24 protein-coding genes and 4 tRNA genes are annotated in these 13,062 nt (G+C 64.7%); 27 read left to right on the forward strand and 1 reads right to left on the reverse strand.

What is annotated here, in order from left to right; genetic code table 11:
• The 19 genes from NI2_RS27240 to NI2_RS27315 form a co-directional block, all read left to right on the forward strand.
• The coding region (locus tag NI2_RS27240) for a phosphatase domain-containing protein (protein ID WP_443093648.1) at positions 1-324 on the forward strand (324 nt) is incomplete at its 5' end.
• Positions 311-712 carry a hypothetical protein gene (locus NI2_RS34040; RefSeq protein WP_133734262.1) on the forward strand — a complete coding sequence of 134 codons (402 nt, stop codon included), beginning with the start codon at positions 311-313 and terminating at the stop codon, positions 710-712. The genes NI2_RS27240 and NI2_RS34040, both read left to right, overlap by 14 nt.
• Positions 712-1,047 (forward strand): hypothetical protein, encoded by a 336-nt coding sequence (locus NI2_RS27250; protein ID WP_067496495.1) that lies wholly within the window; start codon positions 712-714, stop codon positions 1,045-1,047. Before NI2_RS34040 ends, NI2_RS27250 begins: the two co-directional genes overlap by 1 nt.
• Positions 1,037-1,504, forward strand: a complete 468-nt coding sequence (locus NI2_RS27255) for a hypothetical protein (RefSeq protein WP_067496498.1) — start codon at positions 1,037-1,039, stop codon at positions 1,502-1,504. The genes NI2_RS27250 and NI2_RS27255 overlap by 11 nt, the downstream gene beginning before the upstream one ends.
• Positions 1,497-1,814, forward strand: coding sequence for a hypothetical protein (locus tag NI2_RS27260; protein ID WP_067496501.1), 318 nt, complete (start codon positions 1,497-1,499; stop codon positions 1,812-1,814). The genes NI2_RS27255 and NI2_RS27260 overlap by 8 nt, the downstream gene beginning before the upstream one ends.
• A complete protein-coding gene (locus NI2_RS27265; protein WP_067496502.1) occupies positions 1,814-2,146 on the forward strand; it encodes a hypothetical protein in 333 nt (110 codons plus the stop codon). The genes NI2_RS27260 and NI2_RS27265 overlap by 1 nt, the downstream gene beginning before the upstream one ends.
• Positions 2,139-2,360 (forward strand): hypothetical protein, encoded by a 222-nt coding sequence (locus NI2_RS27270; protein ID WP_067496505.1) that lies wholly within the window; start codon positions 2,139-2,141, stop codon positions 2,358-2,360. The genes NI2_RS27265 and NI2_RS27270 overlap by 8 nt, the downstream gene beginning before the upstream one ends.
• Positions 2,357-2,572, forward strand: coding sequence for a hypothetical protein (locus NI2_RS27275; RefSeq protein ID WP_067496508.1), 216 nt, complete (start codon positions 2,357-2,359; stop codon positions 2,570-2,572). Before NI2_RS27270 ends, NI2_RS27275 begins: the two co-directional genes overlap by 4 nt.
• The gene (locus NI2_RS34045; RefSeq protein ID WP_157104684.1) at positions 2,562-2,717 is read left to right on the forward strand and encodes a hypothetical protein; all 156 of its coding nucleotides are present in this window, start codon (positions 2,562-2,564) and stop codon (positions 2,715-2,717) included. Before NI2_RS27275 ends, NI2_RS34045 begins: the two co-directional genes overlap by 11 nt.
• On the forward strand, positions 2,710-3,642 hold the full coding sequence (locus NI2_RS27280; protein ID WP_067496510.1) for a phage Gp37/Gp68 family protein: 933 nt from the start codon (positions 2,710-2,712) through the stop codon (positions 3,640-3,642). Before NI2_RS34045 ends, NI2_RS27280 begins: the two co-directional genes overlap by 8 nt.
• A complete protein-coding gene (locus NI2_RS27285) occupies positions 3,635-4,231 on the forward strand; it encodes a hypothetical protein (RefSeq protein WP_133734261.1) in 597 nt (198 codons plus the stop codon). Before NI2_RS27280 ends, NI2_RS27285 begins: the two co-directional genes overlap by 8 nt.
• A complete protein-coding gene (locus NI2_RS27290) occupies positions 4,228-4,779 on the forward strand; it encodes a hypothetical protein (protein ID WP_067496516.1) in 552 nt (183 codons plus the stop codon). Before NI2_RS27285 ends, NI2_RS27290 begins: the two co-directional genes overlap by 4 nt.
• Complete coding sequence (locus NI2_RS35345; protein ID WP_255284042.1) at positions 4,776-4,910, forward strand: hypothetical protein; 135 nt, start codon at positions 4,776-4,778, stop codon at positions 4,908-4,910. Before NI2_RS27290 ends, NI2_RS35345 begins: the two co-directional genes overlap by 4 nt.
• A gap of 219 nt (positions 4,911-5,129) precedes the next feature.
• Complete coding sequence (locus tag NI2_RS27295) at positions 5,130-5,744, forward strand: pyrophosphohydrolase domain-containing protein (protein WP_084476881.1); 615 nt, start codon at positions 5,130-5,132, stop codon at positions 5,742-5,744.
• A gap of 532 nt (positions 5,745-6,276) precedes the next feature.
• A tRNA-Leu gene (locus tag NI2_RS27300) sits at positions 6,277-6,350 on the forward strand.
• Between the two features lie 364 nt (positions 6,351-6,714).
• Positions 6,715-6,788: transfer RNA gene (locus tag NI2_RS34050), tRNA-Trp, on the forward strand.
• A 40-nt stretch (positions 6,789-6,828) separates the two neighbouring features.
• Positions 6,829-6,910, forward strand: a tRNA-Leu gene (locus tag NI2_RS27305).
• 6 nt (positions 6,911-6,916) lie between these two features.
• Positions 6,917-6,990, forward strand: a tRNA-Met gene (locus NI2_RS27310).
• A gap of 238 nt (positions 6,991-7,228) precedes the next feature.
• Positions 7,229-7,423 (forward strand): hypothetical protein, encoded by a 195-nt coding sequence (locus NI2_RS27315; RefSeq protein ID WP_067496523.1) that lies wholly within the window; start codon positions 7,229-7,231, stop codon positions 7,421-7,423.
• A 245-nt stretch (positions 7,424-7,668) separates the two neighbouring features.
• On the opposite strand, the gene NI2_RS27325 is transcribed toward NI2_RS27315, so the two are convergent.
• Complete coding sequence (locus NI2_RS27325; protein ID WP_067496529.1) at positions 7,669-8,538, reverse strand: hypothetical protein; 870 nt, start codon at positions 8,536-8,538, stop codon at positions 7,669-7,671.
• A gap of 467 nt (positions 8,539-9,005) precedes the next feature.
• Here NI2_RS27325 and NI2_RS27330 point away from each other — a divergent pair, with 467 nt between their 5' ends.
• From NI2_RS27330 to NI2_RS27360, 8 genes are read left to right on the forward strand one after another with little or no spacing between them, the layout of a single operon-like run.
• Positions 9,006-9,998 (forward strand): lipase family protein, encoded by a 993-nt coding sequence (locus NI2_RS27330; RefSeq protein ID WP_067496531.1) that lies wholly within the window; start codon positions 9,006-9,008, stop codon positions 9,996-9,998.
• Positions 9,995-10,189, forward strand: a complete 195-nt coding sequence (locus tag NI2_RS27335) for a hypothetical protein (RefSeq protein ID WP_067496534.1) — start codon at positions 9,995-9,997, stop codon at positions 10,187-10,189. Before NI2_RS27330 ends, NI2_RS27335 begins: the two co-directional genes overlap by 4 nt.
• On the forward strand, positions 10,183-10,431 hold the full coding sequence (locus tag NI2_RS27340; RefSeq protein WP_067496537.1) for a glutaredoxin domain-containing protein: 249 nt from the start codon (positions 10,183-10,185) through the stop codon (positions 10,429-10,431). Before NI2_RS27335 ends, NI2_RS27340 begins: the two co-directional genes overlap by 7 nt.
• Entirely contained in the window at positions 10,415-10,696 is a 282-nt protein-coding gene (locus NI2_RS27345; protein ID WP_067496540.1) for a hypothetical protein, read from the forward strand. The genes NI2_RS27340 and NI2_RS27345 overlap by 17 nt, the downstream gene beginning before the upstream one ends.
• 3 nt (positions 10,697-10,699) lie before the next feature.
• Positions 10,700-10,933 (forward strand): DUF7427 family protein, encoded by a 234-nt coding sequence (locus NI2_RS27350; RefSeq protein ID WP_067496543.1) that lies wholly within the window; start codon positions 10,700-10,702, stop codon positions 10,931-10,933.
• Positions 10,930-11,100: a hypothetical protein gene (locus NI2_RS34055; RefSeq protein WP_157104685.1), complete on the forward strand. Its 171-nt coding sequence runs from the start codon at positions 10,930-10,932 to the stop codon at positions 11,098-11,100. Before NI2_RS27350 ends, NI2_RS34055 begins: the two co-directional genes overlap by 4 nt.
• A gap of 49 nt (positions 11,101-11,149) precedes the next feature.
• Positions 11,150-11,647, forward strand: a complete 498-nt coding sequence (locus NI2_RS27355; RefSeq protein WP_067496547.1) for a sigma-70 region 4 domain-containing protein — start codon at positions 11,150-11,152, stop codon at positions 11,645-11,647.
• The gene (locus tag NI2_RS27360; RefSeq protein WP_243750134.1) at positions 11,644-12,999 is read left to right on the forward strand and encodes a PBSX family phage terminase large subunit; all 1,356 of its coding nucleotides are present in this window, start codon (positions 11,644-11,646) and stop codon (positions 12,997-12,999) included. Before NI2_RS27355 ends, NI2_RS27360 begins: the two co-directional genes overlap by 4 nt.
• Positions 13,000-13,062 lie beyond the last annotated feature (63 nt).

The raw sequence follows: 13,062 nt of genomic DNA on the forward strand, positions 1-13,062 counted from the left end.
CCGATCAAGCACACGATCGAGGTGGTGCGGAAGCTGGCGGAGGATTCGGCGATCATTGTCCTGTCCGGCCGTGATTCGGATTGCATGACCGAGACCGCTGACTGGTTGCTCAACCACGGCGTGACATTCACCGAACTGCACATGCGCAAAGCAGGCGACAAGCGGCCGGATTTCCGGGTGAAGTACGAGATTTTCGACGAGAAGATCCGCAACCGCTTTCATGTCCTCGGTGCCTTCGATGATCGGCTGCAGGTGTGCCGTCTGTGGCACCGGTTGGGCGTCCCGTTGCTGCGGTTGGGGGTGCCCGATCATGACGACTTCTGAGCTGGTTGGTTCCGAGTGGGAGTCGAAGGACGGTACGCGCGGGCTGGTCGTCCTGAGTGAGGAGCCAGCGTGGTGCGGTGAACGCCAGTTCATGGTGAAAGGCACTGTCGGGTCTACGCGTCGGCGGGTGATCGGGTACCGCGGTCTTCTCGCGAAGTACCGGCGGCTCGACGATCCGCCGCCGACTGTCGAAGCGTTGCAGGCGCGGGTCGCCGAGTTGGAAGCGTTCGTCACCGACCTCGCTGGGCATGGCCTCCGGTTCGACCTGAATCCGACGATGCAGATGGGTGACGTCGGGCAGCTGTACGTCGGGTTCGCCAATTACCTGGTCCGCGCGGACGAATCGATCCGGCAGCGCGCGGCCGAACTTCTTCCCGAGGAGTCCTGATGCAGTTCATGCGCTACACCGAGACCAACGACCATGAGGGTGAGACCTGGACTTTCTGGCTCCAGGTCGACGGCAACGAACAACCGTTGACTTGGCTGGCTGAGTTCCTGACCGCGATCAACGCGGAGGAACTGGACCCCCAGTACGAGTTGTTCCCCGCAGACGTGATCTCCGAAGAACACGTTGATGTGCTCGTGGAGTGGGGCGGTAGTGGCTATATGTCGTTGCACAACAAGGTCGTTGGGCGGCTGACGATCCCTGCGAAGTTCTCGCCCGGCGACCTGTACAAGGGACGCGTCAAGAACCTGTTCACGGTGGTGCCCGATGGCGAGTGACCGCGACCTGGTGGCCGATGCCCGCGCCATGACCGACCGCCTCCGCGCCGACGACATCGATCCCCGCGACCGTGTCGTCTCGGCAGCGCGCAACCTGCTGACCGCGCTGGCCGACGAGATCGAACGACTCCGCAACGAGGTGAACAAACTGGACGTGTCGTGCGCCGCCCACCGCCGCGAGTACCACGACCTCCACGTCAGCTGCGAACAGCGCGTGATGGAACGCAACGACGCCCGCGCCCAGCTCGACAAGGTGCGTGAGCACATCGATCAGCGGCCGGAATACGTCACCGCCTGTCGAGAAGCGGCCCCGAGCGCCGACCACGACTACTACCGCTGGCAGGGCGGCGCGGAAGCCCGCCGCCAGCTCGCCCAGAAGCTCGGCTGGACCGTGCCCTATGAGCCCGGCGAGAAGACCGGCCCGAAGCCCACCACCGAGGAGGCCCGCGATGAGTGACCGCGACACCCTGGCCGACATCCTGCGCCGCATCGTTGGCATCGACCTCTGCGCCGCCCGTGAGGGGGCCGAGCGAATTGTCCGCGCGGGCTGGCGTCCACCCGCCCGCGAGATCACCGACCGGGCCGAGCTGGACGCGCTGCCAGTCGGGTCGATCGTCGTGGACTTCTTCGAAGCCGGGTGCACACGGATCAGCACCGAGCCTCCGTACGGCTGGGTGCGGGCGTCCAGCGCACTCACGATGGGTCGCCAGTACGGCGTGCCACACCTCCCCGCCACCGTCCTGTACGTCCCCACCGAGGAGGCCTGATGGCGATCCGTGAAGTGACCATGCATCAAGGCGTGTGCGACGGCTGCGACAAGACCATGGCGGACATGGGCTCCGACTACTGGGCATGGACGGACGAGTCCAGCGTCCTGGAGGACATGGACTCGTCGGACTGGGTCACGCCTGGTGCGGGCCGAGCGGTCACGGTCGCGGGCCCGCACCTGTGCCCGTCGTGCGCTCCCGATGCCGACGAGGACCCCGACTGCCCGCACGACAGCCGTAGCGGTGATGCCGGCGGGCGGTGGCGGTGCGACCAGTGCGGTACCGACTGCGGACCGAACACCTACCTCAGCGAGGAGGAGAGCCGTGGCTGACCGCGTCGAGCATTGGACCGAGACCGCCGATCGGGTTTTCTGTGACACGCCGTTCCTGCTCGGAGAAGGCGAGGACGGCCGCTGGTACGTGCGGCAACTCCACGGGGGCCGCTACCGGCGCGTCAGCCGATGGCACCCGCTGTACTGGCTCGCCTATCTGGGATCGCGAGTCACGCACCGGTTGGTCTGGCTGGAGCAGGAGGCCGGTCGATGAGCATGAAGTACGTCCGCGACTACTACGCCGTACCAGCGAAGCGCGGCGGCCGTGTCCGGTACACGGGCGACGGAGCCCCGCGGCTCGGCACCATCACATCTGCTCGCCACGGCGGCCTCCGCATCCGCCTCGACGGCGACAAGCACCCGCTGCCCTTCCATCCGACATGGGAACTCGAATACCTGACCGAGGAGACCACCGATGCCCACTGACCCCCGACTCGCTGAACTGCTCGCGTCCGGTGACCCGTTCGCCGACATCGACATCCTCGTCGACCGCGACCCGCTCGCCGTCCGCGACCTCCTGGAAGCGGCCGTCTCGGAGCTCCTGACCAGAGATCGGTCCGACCGTGGGTAAGACCTCGATCGAATGGACCGACCAGACATGGAATCCGATCACTGGCTGCGACAAGGTCTCTCCGGGCTGCGACAACTGCTACGCGGAGGGGATCGCGCACCGGTTCGCGGGCACACCGCAGTTCCCGAACGGGTTCGGTGTGACGTTGCGCCCGGAGCGTTTGGGTGAGCCGTTGCGGTGGCGGAAGCCGCGGCGCGTGTTCGTGAATAGCATGTCGGACCTGTTCCACGCTGGCATCCCGGACGAGTTCATCGCGAAGGTGTTCGGGGTGATGGCGCACGCGGAGCAGCACACGTTCCAGGTGTTGACGAAGCGGCCCGGTCGGATGCGTTCACTGCTGGGATCGGATGCGTTCCGTGAGTTGGTGTTCAAGTCGGTTGAGCTTGAGTTGCCGGATGTGATGGGCGATGCCTGGCCTCTCCCGAACGTGTGGCTCGGCGTCTCCGCTGAGGACCAGAAGTGGGCAGACGTTCGAATCCCGGTCCTGCTCGACACACCTGCGGCTGTCCGGTTCGTTTCGGCTGAACCGCTTCTCGGGCCGATCGACCTTGCGCAGTACCTTGAGCCGCTGGAAGACCCAAGTGCCTGCGGCGACGAAGACCATTGCTCGCCATGGTCGCGAATCGAGTGCCTCGACTGGGTGATCGTCGGCGGCGAGTCAGGTCGGGGCGCCCGGCCGATGCACCCGGATTGGGTGCGCTCCCTCCGCGACCAGTGCGTTCAGTCCGAGGTCGCCCTTCTTTTCAAACAGTGGGGCGAGTACGTGACCCCCAACCAGATGACCGAGGACGCATTCCGGTCCTGGGACTGCTACCACGCGGGCGAAAGCCGCGACGAGTACTGGCGCCTCGGAAAGAAGGCCGCTGGCCGTGAACTCGACGAAGAGACGTGGGACGAATACCCGAAGGAGGCCGGTCGTGGCTGACCGATTCTCAGACCGTCATCTCGCGCAAGTCACTCGCGATCGCGACCGGGCCAATGTGGTCCTTGCGCACATCGTCGAAAGCCTTGGCGCATCGGAAGATACCGCTTGGGAGCATTTGCCAGAGGTTGTTCGTGCCTTGCGCGACCGCGCCGACGCGCTGGAAGCCGAACGCTCACAACTCGCTGGGCCCGACCTGTGTGTCGCCTGCGGCACAGCCCTGGACCAGCTTCGTGTAGCCGCTGAACGCGGCGTCGAGCCGCCCGGTGAAGTTCGCCCACCGATCACGCCGGAGGAGTGCGGTTCAGCCCACTACGGCGTGCATCTGTTCTCACACGAGGACGACTGGGGTTGGACCGCTTACGGTCACCCGGAGACCCGCCGCCTGGTCGCTGCGATCAGCGCTGAGGCTCGCGAGAACGGTGGGCGTGACGAACTGTGCGATTACGTGGGAGCCCTGCCCGATCTCATTGCTGGTGTTGAACGCAAGTGGGCTACCAACTTTCGAAGCGGCCCGTCGTTTGACATCGAGTGGGACTGGTGCGACGAGGGCACACCCGGTGCGGTGCCGATGACGCAGGTGATCCCGTGACCGACTCCTTCACCACCAAGCAGTTGGAGAACCTGGCCGCGACCCCGTTCCAGCCGGGCCGTGACACCATCGCGCGCCTCGCCGCCGAGCTGCTGACCGAACGTGCCCGCGTGGCCGACCTGGAGGGGTGGCAGTCACGGGCGTTCCAGCAGGCCCGTCGTGCAGCCGATGACACCGATCGGTGGAACGCCCTCTGGCAGGCTGCGGACGGTAAGTCCACGGAGTTGGCGGACATGATCGACGCCGTCCTCGATCAACGTGACGACGCCCGCGCTCGGGTCGACGAACTGGAGGCCGAGATCCGCGAACTGCGGACCGACTGCACCAATTACACGCAGGTCGTCGACGAACTGATCCGGGACCGGGACGCTGCCGAACGGGAGCCGCTCGGGTACGCCGCCCTCGTTCAAGCCAACAGCTACACGCAGCTCATTCCGATGGACCTGACCCGGGGGAAGGCGGAGCAGTCTGCGGATTGGCACAACGAACTCACACCCGGCATCGCCCGCGTGGTCGCGCTGCACGAACCGAACGAGGTGGCCGAGTGACCGCGGTGATGCTCGTGCTGTGGCTGCTCGTCGGCGTTGTGGTGCTCGGGTTCCTGATCGTGGGCGGGCTGGTCGTGTTCGGCCTGCTGCATCTCGTCCGGGAAGCGAACGCGGAGCGTGACCGTGGCTAACCCGAAACCTCCACGCTGCCAGAAACGCAAGTACCCCACCAAGACCGCCGCGACTCGTGCGCTACGAGGCCACAACCCGTCACTGGGTGGCCCGATCCGCGTGTACCGGTGCGGCAAACACAACAGCCCCACATGGCACCTCACCCACACAGCCCGGAAGTAGGACCTGATGCGGGCGATGACGTACCTGGATGACCAACTGACTGAGGAGGTTTCACGATGAGCGACCTATGGAACGACGTCCGACAGTTCAATGCCGCCTGTGGTGTGCGTCTGCGGGAGACGCCGGGCTGGGTGACCGACGACGAGATCGCGCTCGCTGTGCGACTGATCGAGGAAGAACGCGACGAACTCCTGTTCGCGCTCGCGGCCCGCAACCTAGTCGAGGCGGCCGACGCGATCGCCGACAGCTTGTACGTGCGCGCCGGCCTGCTGCTGCGGCTCGGCCTGGCCCGCACTTACATCCACGACCTGCTGCCGACCGCCGTCGACGGCCCGCATTGGGCTGATTTCGATGCGACACACACAATGGCCTACATCGGTGACGAGCTCGAGCGGGCAGACGAACGTATCCGCAAAGCCATCGTCGACCAGAATCTAATCGAGGTCGATGCCGCCACGCACCACTCGATGTACCAGCTGGCCGGTTTGGCGATCATGCTGCACCTGCCGATGGACCGCGTGTGGGCGGAGGTGCAGCGGTCGAACATGTCGAAGCTGGTCGACGGCAAAGTGATCCGCCGCGAGGACGGCAAAATACTCAAACCTGCGCATTGGGCGCCTCCGAATATCGCGGGTGCGCTCGGTGTGGATGTGATCGAGGACGCGGCATGAGTCGTGCGCAGGATGCTCGCCCGTTCGGTCAGTGTCGGTATTGCAACAAGCAGGCGTATCAGTCTCGGAAGGACGCGCGCCTCGCTGGGAAGCGGCGTTTCAAGGGCGAGCATATCCAGGCGTACAAATGCCCGCATATCCTTGGCGGCTGGCATATCGGTCATTCTGCTTCCGAGGTTGTTGCGGGTCAGTACACGCGTGATGAGTTCTATGGGCCGAATGGTGCGGGTAGGGCGATTCATCGGCGTAAGCCTGCTGAGCGTGTGAGGGATGCGGCGTGAATAGGCGTCGGCGAATGTTATCGAATTGTGATAATGAAAGCCGGAAACTGTGTCCGCCGGATGCTATTCTCAGTCTCGTGCATTTCGTGTGCCCAAAACCGGATCGGTAGCCCGATCGCGTAGCACACAACCTGCCCAGCCGAGATGCACCGGCTGGCGCTGACAACTGAACAGTCCTCGGCTAGCTCATCGTTAGAGCGCCCGCCCAAACGCGGGAGGAACCTGGTTCAATTCCAGGGCGCGGGGGCTTTGCCCTTCTGACCCAATTGGCAGAGGTGCCGGATTCAAACCCCGGATGTTGCTGGTTCGACCCCAGCGGAGGGCACAAAGCGTCGGTTTAGCGGCCGACGCTGGTGGTGACAGAGTGAGCGGCTACCGCGCGATCGGGCCGCGAATGTGTGCGATGTCGGCAACCTGACGGGCAAGTGCCTGAGGGAAGGCGTAGCTGCCGGAAACCGATGCCTCAGCGGGCAAATCGCAGCACCGGGTACTAATCCTTACGGTCCGTGCCCCGGTCGGAGTCTAGGCAACTCCCCACCCACTAACTTCGCCTCGGGCCTCGCGGGCTTCGGCCTCCTCCTGAGGACACGGGAATTGCCGCGCACAGGATGCGCGGAGCAGGGCGAAAGCCCCAGTACGCTTCGGCGGGCGACTACATGGCAGAACGCCCGGCAGGGCGCCTGCCGCATTGGGACGTGGGCTGTTGGTCGCCCAGGCGGTCTCCAAAACCGCTGTTTCGGGAGTTCGATTCTCCCCGTCCTGGCAATCGATCAGCCCGCCCTTTCGGGTACGGGCTGGTTTTCGCGCGAGTGGCGAAACTGGTATACGCACTGGATTTAGGTTCCAGCGGCTTCGGTCTTGTGAGTTCGACTCTCACCTCGCGCACGTCAATGCGGTGTGGTTGCAGTTGGTAGCACGCTGGGCTCATAACCCAGAGGCCGCCGGTTCGAGTCCGGCCACCGCATCTAGGACGGAAAGTTGCGTCGTCGAGACGTGGACGCCGTCCGCCCGCCCGCCCGTGGGGATCGGCTGCTGCCATCCGCCCACCCACGGATCCGCCCGTCAACGCGAGAAACGCGAAACCGCCGCCTGGCGCGACGAACACGGCCACGAAGACGACGCCGACGTGAATCTGGGCTGCGTCATCGACGGTTTGCGCTGCATGTGTCACGACCCCGTGTGCGAGACCCCGGAAGGCCCCTGGTGGAGAACATCTGGAAGCGCGAAGAACTGCCCGGAGTAACGATCCGCTGCGTCACGGAGGCGGTCGGAATCCACCTCAGTCTCGAAGACCCCGACCACATCGACGGGTTCGTGTCCGAGATCGACCGGACGCTCGCCCCGTTGTACCCAGACGTCGCGCTCGCCTACGCCCAGTACGTCGCCGAATCGACCTAACTGTGGCGCGGATGCTCGGCGCATCAGGTGGGCGGCCTACCGTGTACGGCCGCGGCACCCGAGCCACGAAGAAGTGCTTCGGCTGCCTCGAAGGCTGCGGCTACCAACCGGATAAGCAGACCCAGCGCACCCGCGAGAAGCGTGAATTGCTGCGCTGGGCCGACGAATACGAAGACCCCGCCGAGGTTGAAGACCGCGCGTGTCCGAAGGGTGGCACGGACTGCGGCTGCGGACGAGACGTCGACTTAGAGGCCTAGCCTTTCCAGTTCGTCAATGACAGATTCCACCGCCTCGTACATCCCTTGTAGGGTCTCGGTCAACGGGGGCTCACGCGGGATGGTCAATGGCTCACCAACGTGGAGATTGGTCTCCGGCACATAGTTCGGCAGACGCAGCACCAGTGGGAACTTGACGGTAAGTCCGGTCAAGAGGTTTTGGCGTTCAGCATCTGCGATCTCCCTCAGCTTTCGAAACGGGAGCCGCAAGATGGGCCGCCCGATCTCGACCTTCCCATTGTTATACTGCACGCGGTTCGCGATGAACTCGACGCAATTTTGAGTTGTGATCCCGGATACGTGCAGGTCAGCCATACCCGGTATGACAGCCTCGTGTTTGTCGTAGTTGACGAACTCGCGCAGGAGTGCCAGATGACGAATCTTGGGATCCGTTGACTGCCAGTCCTTCTCCAGGTCGTGGATACTCACTACGAAGGAATGAACTTTTGGTGCGAGGAATTTGGCACTCGCATCCAGGCTTTTTTGTGTTCTCGCGAGGGGAAAATAGAGGTTGCGGCGTTCCGTATCGGTTAGCGCTCGCTTCTTGTTCGACGCCAGTGTTGTGCATGCATGGCCGTACACCGAGTGATCGAGTGCGGCGCGCAGGTTCGTAAAACAGTCACCGAGCTTCGCAGGAAGGTCTGCGTTTGGTTCGCCCCACTTGGTGATGCTGATGGCGTAGACGAGTTCAGTCGGCGTCTCTTCGGCGGAGAGCCAGTCAGCCTTGATCCCATGCGGGTCGGACTGCTCGAAGGCCTCGACGTCAGCCATGACAGAGGTGATGTGGTGCTTTGCACGCTTGAGCTTCACCCGCGCGCTCGCGATTCCGGTGGTCCGCATCCCGGAATCCTACTGGCGCGACCCCTTGGCGAGCCACGGAATTTAGGGCTCGAGCAGATTGCCCACCCAGTCTTAACTGCGCGTATTGGCGTAGTGCGACCTCGCTGAGCGGGGTAACGCAATCGGTAGTCGGTGTCTGCCAGGAGAATCCCCACCGCAACGCTTACATGGCGAAGCCCCCGCGCGCTTGCTCGGCAGAGGCGACGCCGCATGCAGGGGCAGAGGCAGCGATAACACGGGGGCGTTCAGCTCCCGAATATAGCCGCCCGCCACAAATTTCGCCACCACCCTCGTGCCCCATTCCGCATCCGGGGCCGCCGCGCCATCTCACGAGCGCTGGCCGTAGGGCTTCTCAGGTGGCGGGGCCGCTGGCAGCGTTTACGCGCCGCGGCCCGCCCGCCGGACCGGTTTTCGCTACCTGGGAGTCCGGCGGGCCCAGCTTCACTACGAGCGGCCGGGAGGCCCCTATGTACACCGGCACCCGACTCGCCGCCACCCTGATCAGCGCCGCCACCGTATTCACGCTCGGCCCACTGGTATTCGCCACCGGCACAGCTTCGGCGGCACCAGACTGCCGTCCGATCGTGATCGGTGTCGGCGGCAACGGCGAACGCTACGCCGACAGCAAGGGCGCTGCGACGGTGATGGGGGAGATCCTCGCCGACCAGGCCGCCCAAGGCAACCGTGTTGTCGAAGCCGACTACACCTCGAGTGTGTGGCCGACCGGCCCCTGGGTCAAGGACTACAGCGTCCTCGACGGCCGCGCCGCCCTCGACCGCGAAATCGCTACTTACCGTGCCGAATGCCCCAACGGGCACGTGACCGTCATCGGCCACTCCCTCGGCGCCGAAGTCATCGACCACCCCGCCGCCGACCGCACCATCGTCCTCGGCGACCCCCGAACCAGCAACGGCATCTACTCAGCGCTCCCCGGGGTGTTCCCCGGCGCCGCGAACCCCGGTCCCCGCGACGCCGCGGCCGACGGAGTTGTGTCGGTGTGCCGCGAGTTCGACGCCATCTGCGATTCGCCCGCCCCCTGGTCCGATCCCGCGAAGTTCGTGCAGGGCGTCGCCGGTTTCCTCGGCGGCTACCACGGTATCTCCACCGACGAGGTCAACCAGTACGCTGACGCCGAGCCGGGGGAGTACATGATCGACGCCCCGCCGCCGATCCCGTGGCTACCCGAGTCAACCCCGACCGGCATCCCCGAAGCACCCGCGTGGAGCCTGCCCGAACTGCCGATCCCGGCACCGCTGCCATCGGCCGAGGACTTCTACCCGCTCGAGCAGCTCGGCCAGCCATACCAGCCGACCCCGCTCGCGGAATACGTGCCCGAATGGGTGGAACCCGTTGCACCGCAGGAAGTGCTGGCCTACGTGCCTCCGCCGCTGCCGGTGATCGAACTCCCGCCCGCGCCCGCCCTGCCACCGCTGCCCGACCTCGGGATCCGGCTCCCATGAGCAGCCGCATCGAAGAGGCAGAGAAGCGCGCAGCCGACGCCAGCCGACGTGTACGCGAAGCCCTCGTCGCGAGCGAAGCCGCCCGAGGCGACCTCGAAGCCGCCCGCGACAACATGAACCGCGCCCTCGACGACCTCGCCGCCGAACTCGGCATCGTCGACCACAACTCCATAGGACCTGACGAATCTTGATCACCGTGTACAGCCGCCCCGACTGCCAGCCCTGCAAAGCAACGAAACGAAAGCTGGAGCAGCTCGGCGCGGAGTACACGGTGATCGACGTCACCGAAGACCCGGACGCACTCACCCTGATCCGTGACCTCGGCTACCTGCAGGCACCCGTGATCGTGGTCCGCGACGGCGACGAGGAAACCCACTGGGGCGGATACGCACCCGACAAGCTGAGGTGGGCGGCGAATGCCACGAACCCCTGAACAGCGCGAAGCTGACGAAGCGCTCACGGCGGCTATCGATGCCGTCTGGGCTGCCTACATCGACGACGACGATCCCGGTTTACTCACCGACTACATGGTGATCGGGGTCCGCCGGGGCTACGACGACGAGGGCGACTCGTGGTCGCAGGTATGTCGATTCTCTCGCGACGATTCCGTCCCCGAGTACGTGCTCCTCGGCCTGCTCGAGCAGACCCGCAGCGCGATGACTCGCCCCGACATTGTGGTCGTCGACGACGAGGAGTGAACGGTGTGGCGGACAAGGATTCGGGCCGGGCACCTGTGGCTCGTGCTCGCCGGCGCGGTTACTGCGCTTGAAGTTGTCGCCCCCGAGGGCGAACTGCTCTCCGAGGGCGTTGACCGAGGTTTGGAGCAGCACCCGCTGCTCGTGCGCACCGCGATCATCATCACCGCCGCGCACCTACTGAACCTTCTCCCCGAGAAGATCGACCCGTACGCCCGACTCCCGAGAGTGTGGAAATGACCATCACCTCCGGCGACATCGTTCACCGAGTCGACCACCCCGGTACCTACCGGGTGCTCAACACACGCGGCGGGCTGGCATTGATCCAGCTCGCCGACAGCAAGAACGGCACCCGCGTGGTGCCGATTTCCCGGCTCGCCCAGGTGGCAGCCGTCCCCACCACCTAGAACGCGAGTCCGGCCAGGAGCCCGCCGCGCCCTGGAGGTCCTGCCGACTATGGCACGCAAGAAAACCACCCCCGTCGAAACCCTGGTCGAGACGCAGCAGAAACGTAACCGCGCGCTCGAACTTCGCATCGAAGGCAAATCCCAAGCTGAAATCGCCCAGGAACTGGGTGTATCCAGCTCCAGCGTCTCCCGCTACATCACCCAAGCGGTCAAGGACATCACCCGCGAGAACGCCGAAGAGTACCTGCAGCTCGAGCTGAACCGGCTCGACGCCATGCTCGCCGCGATCTGGCCCAAAATCATCCACGCCGAGGAAGGCCAGACCTGGTTCATCGACCGCGCCCTGGCCATCATGGACCAACGCGCCAAGCTCACCGGCAGCTACAAAGCCGCCGAGCTGAAAGCGATCGCCGAAGCCAAGGGCGGTGTGTCCGCCGAGGCCACCTCAATGGTCGGCAACTTCATGGGCCGCCTCGAAGAACTCGTCGCCGCGGACGCCCTCGCCGCCCGCACGGAGGACGAGGACGAGGACGGCGGCATCGAGTGAACGCCACGGCCAACCTGCTCGACGGGTTGCCACTGTCGCGCAAACAGATCGTCAGCATCGTCGAATCCCGCCGATACCGCATCTCAATCTGGTCCGGCGCCGTCCGCTCCGGCAAGACCATCGCGAGCATCCTCGCGTTCTACGACGCGGTCGCACACGCCCCCGACTCCGGTCTGATCGTGATCGCCGGCCGCACCCTGCAAACGATCGAACGCAACATCCTCGAGCCGATGCAAGACGAGACAGTGTTCGGGCCGTGGGCGAAGGAAGTGCACCACACACGCGGCTCGAACACCGCGGTCATCTTCGGCCGCATGGTCTGGCTGATCGGTGCGAGCGACGTCCGGTCCGAAGGCAAACTGCGCGGCCTCACAGCGTGTTTGGCGCTCGTCGACGAAGCAACCCTGCTCCCGGAATCGTTCTGGACGCAGCTGCTGGCCCGCCTGTCGGTGCCCGGCGCCCGCTGCCTCGCGACGACGAACCCAGACAACCCCGCACACTTTCTGAAGGTCAACTTCATCGACCGGGCCGACGACCCGGACATGGACCTGCGGGCATGGAACTTCACCCTCGACGACAACCCCACCCTGTCGCCCAAATACATCGCGTCGATCAAGGCCGAGTTCACCGGTCTCTTCTATTTGCGCAACATCCTGGGCCGCTGGGTCGCCGCCGACGGGGCAATCTTCGACATGTACGACCCGGAACGTCACGTAATTCCGTGGGCCGAGTTGCCGGAGATGCGGTGGATCACGGGTGTGGGTGTCGACCACGGCACGACCAACCCCACTCATGCGGTCATGGTCGGCCACGGTGTCGATGACGTCCTGTACTGCATGGACGAATGGCGGTACAAGGCGTCCGACAAATCAGCGCGGTGGACGAATGTGCAACTGTCGCAAGGGCTCCGGGATTGGATGGAACGCCCACACCACCCGAAAGACGGCGACGAAGGTTCCGGTTTCAACGGGTACGTGATCGTCGACTCCTCGGCCACCGACTACAGGATGCAGCTCAAGCAGGACGGCGTGAAGAACCTCGTCCTGGCCAAAAAGGACGTGCTGTACGGCATCCGCACTCTGACAGCACTGGTATCGGCTGGGCGGCTCAAAATCACCGACCGATGCCCGGAACTGCTCAAGGAAATACCCGGTTACGTGTGGGACACCAAAGCGACCGAAAAGGGCAAAGACGAGCCGATCAAACTGAACGACCACGGCATCGACGCCTTGCGGTACTGCATCATCACCACTGAACGTAAATGGCGGCGCCTGATCAAGCTCAACGAACTCCCGATCCGGGTCGACGAACAGACCGAAATCGAAGAAGTCGATGCCCGCTTCCCCGGCTAGAAACTGGCGGTTTGCCAACCTCAATACGATTGGTGTAACCGATCTTGGAGGCTGGAATGTCAT

This window comes from Nocardia ignorata NBRC 108230 (assembly GCF_001612905.1).
Classification (GTDB): Bacteria; Actinomycetota; Actinomycetes; order Mycobacteriales; family Mycobacteriaceae; genus Nocardia; species Nocardia ignorata.

Excerpts from the sequence above, each read along its gene's own strand:
- NI2_RS27345 (WP_067496540.1), top strand. The coding sequence starts at position 10,415 with ATGCCACGAACCCCTGAACAGCGCGAAGCTGACGAAGCGCTCACGGCG.
- NI2_RS34055 (WP_157104685.1), top strand. The coding sequence starts at position 10,930 with ATGACCATCACCTCCGGCGACATCGTTCACCGAGTCGACCACCCCGGT.
- NI2_RS27275 (WP_067496508.1), top strand. The coding sequence starts at position 2,357 with ATGAGCATGAAGTACGTCCGCGACTACTACGCCGTACCAGCGAAGCGC.
- NI2_RS34045 (WP_157104684.1), top strand. The coding sequence starts at position 2,562 with ATGCCCACTGACCCCCGACTCGCTGAACTGCTCGCGTCCGGTGACCCG.
- NI2_RS27330 (WP_067496531.1), top strand. The coding sequence starts at position 9,006 with ATGTACACCGGCACCCGACTCGCCGCCACCCTGATCAGCGCCGCCACC.
- NI2_RS27295 (WP_084476881.1), top strand. The coding sequence starts at position 5,130 with ATGAGCGACCTATGGAACGACGTCCGACAGTTCAATGCCGCCTGTGGT.
- NI2_RS27255 (WP_067496498.1), top strand. The coding sequence starts at position 1,037 with ATGGCGAGTGACCGCGACCTGGTGGCCGATGCCCGCGCCATGACCGAC.
- NI2_RS27335 (WP_067496534.1), top strand. The coding sequence starts at position 9,995 with ATGAGCAGCCGCATCGAAGAGGCAGAGAAGCGCGCAGCCGACGCCAGC.
- NI2_RS27250 (WP_067496495.1), top strand. The coding sequence starts at position 712 with ATGCAGTTCATGCGCTACACCGAGACCAACGACCATGAGGGTGAGACC.
- NI2_RS27355 (WP_067496547.1), top strand. The coding sequence starts at position 11,150 with ATGGCACGCAAGAAAACCACCCCCGTCGAAACCCTGGTCGAGACGCAG.
- NI2_RS27260 (WP_067496501.1), top strand. The coding sequence starts at position 1,497 with ATGAGTGACCGCGACACCCTGGCCGACATCCTGCGCCGCATCGTTGGC.
- NI2_RS34040 (WP_133734262.1), top strand. The coding sequence starts at position 311 with ATGACGACTTCTGAGCTGGTTGGTTCCGAGTGGGAGTCGAAGGACGGT.
- NI2_RS27265 (WP_067496502.1), top strand. The coding sequence starts at position 1,814 with ATGGCGATCCGTGAAGTGACCATGCATCAAGGCGTGTGCGACGGCTGC.
- NI2_RS27325 (WP_067496529.1), bottom strand. The coding sequence starts at position 8,538 with ATGCGGACCACCGGAATCGCGAGCGCGCGGGTGAAGCTCAAGCGTGCA.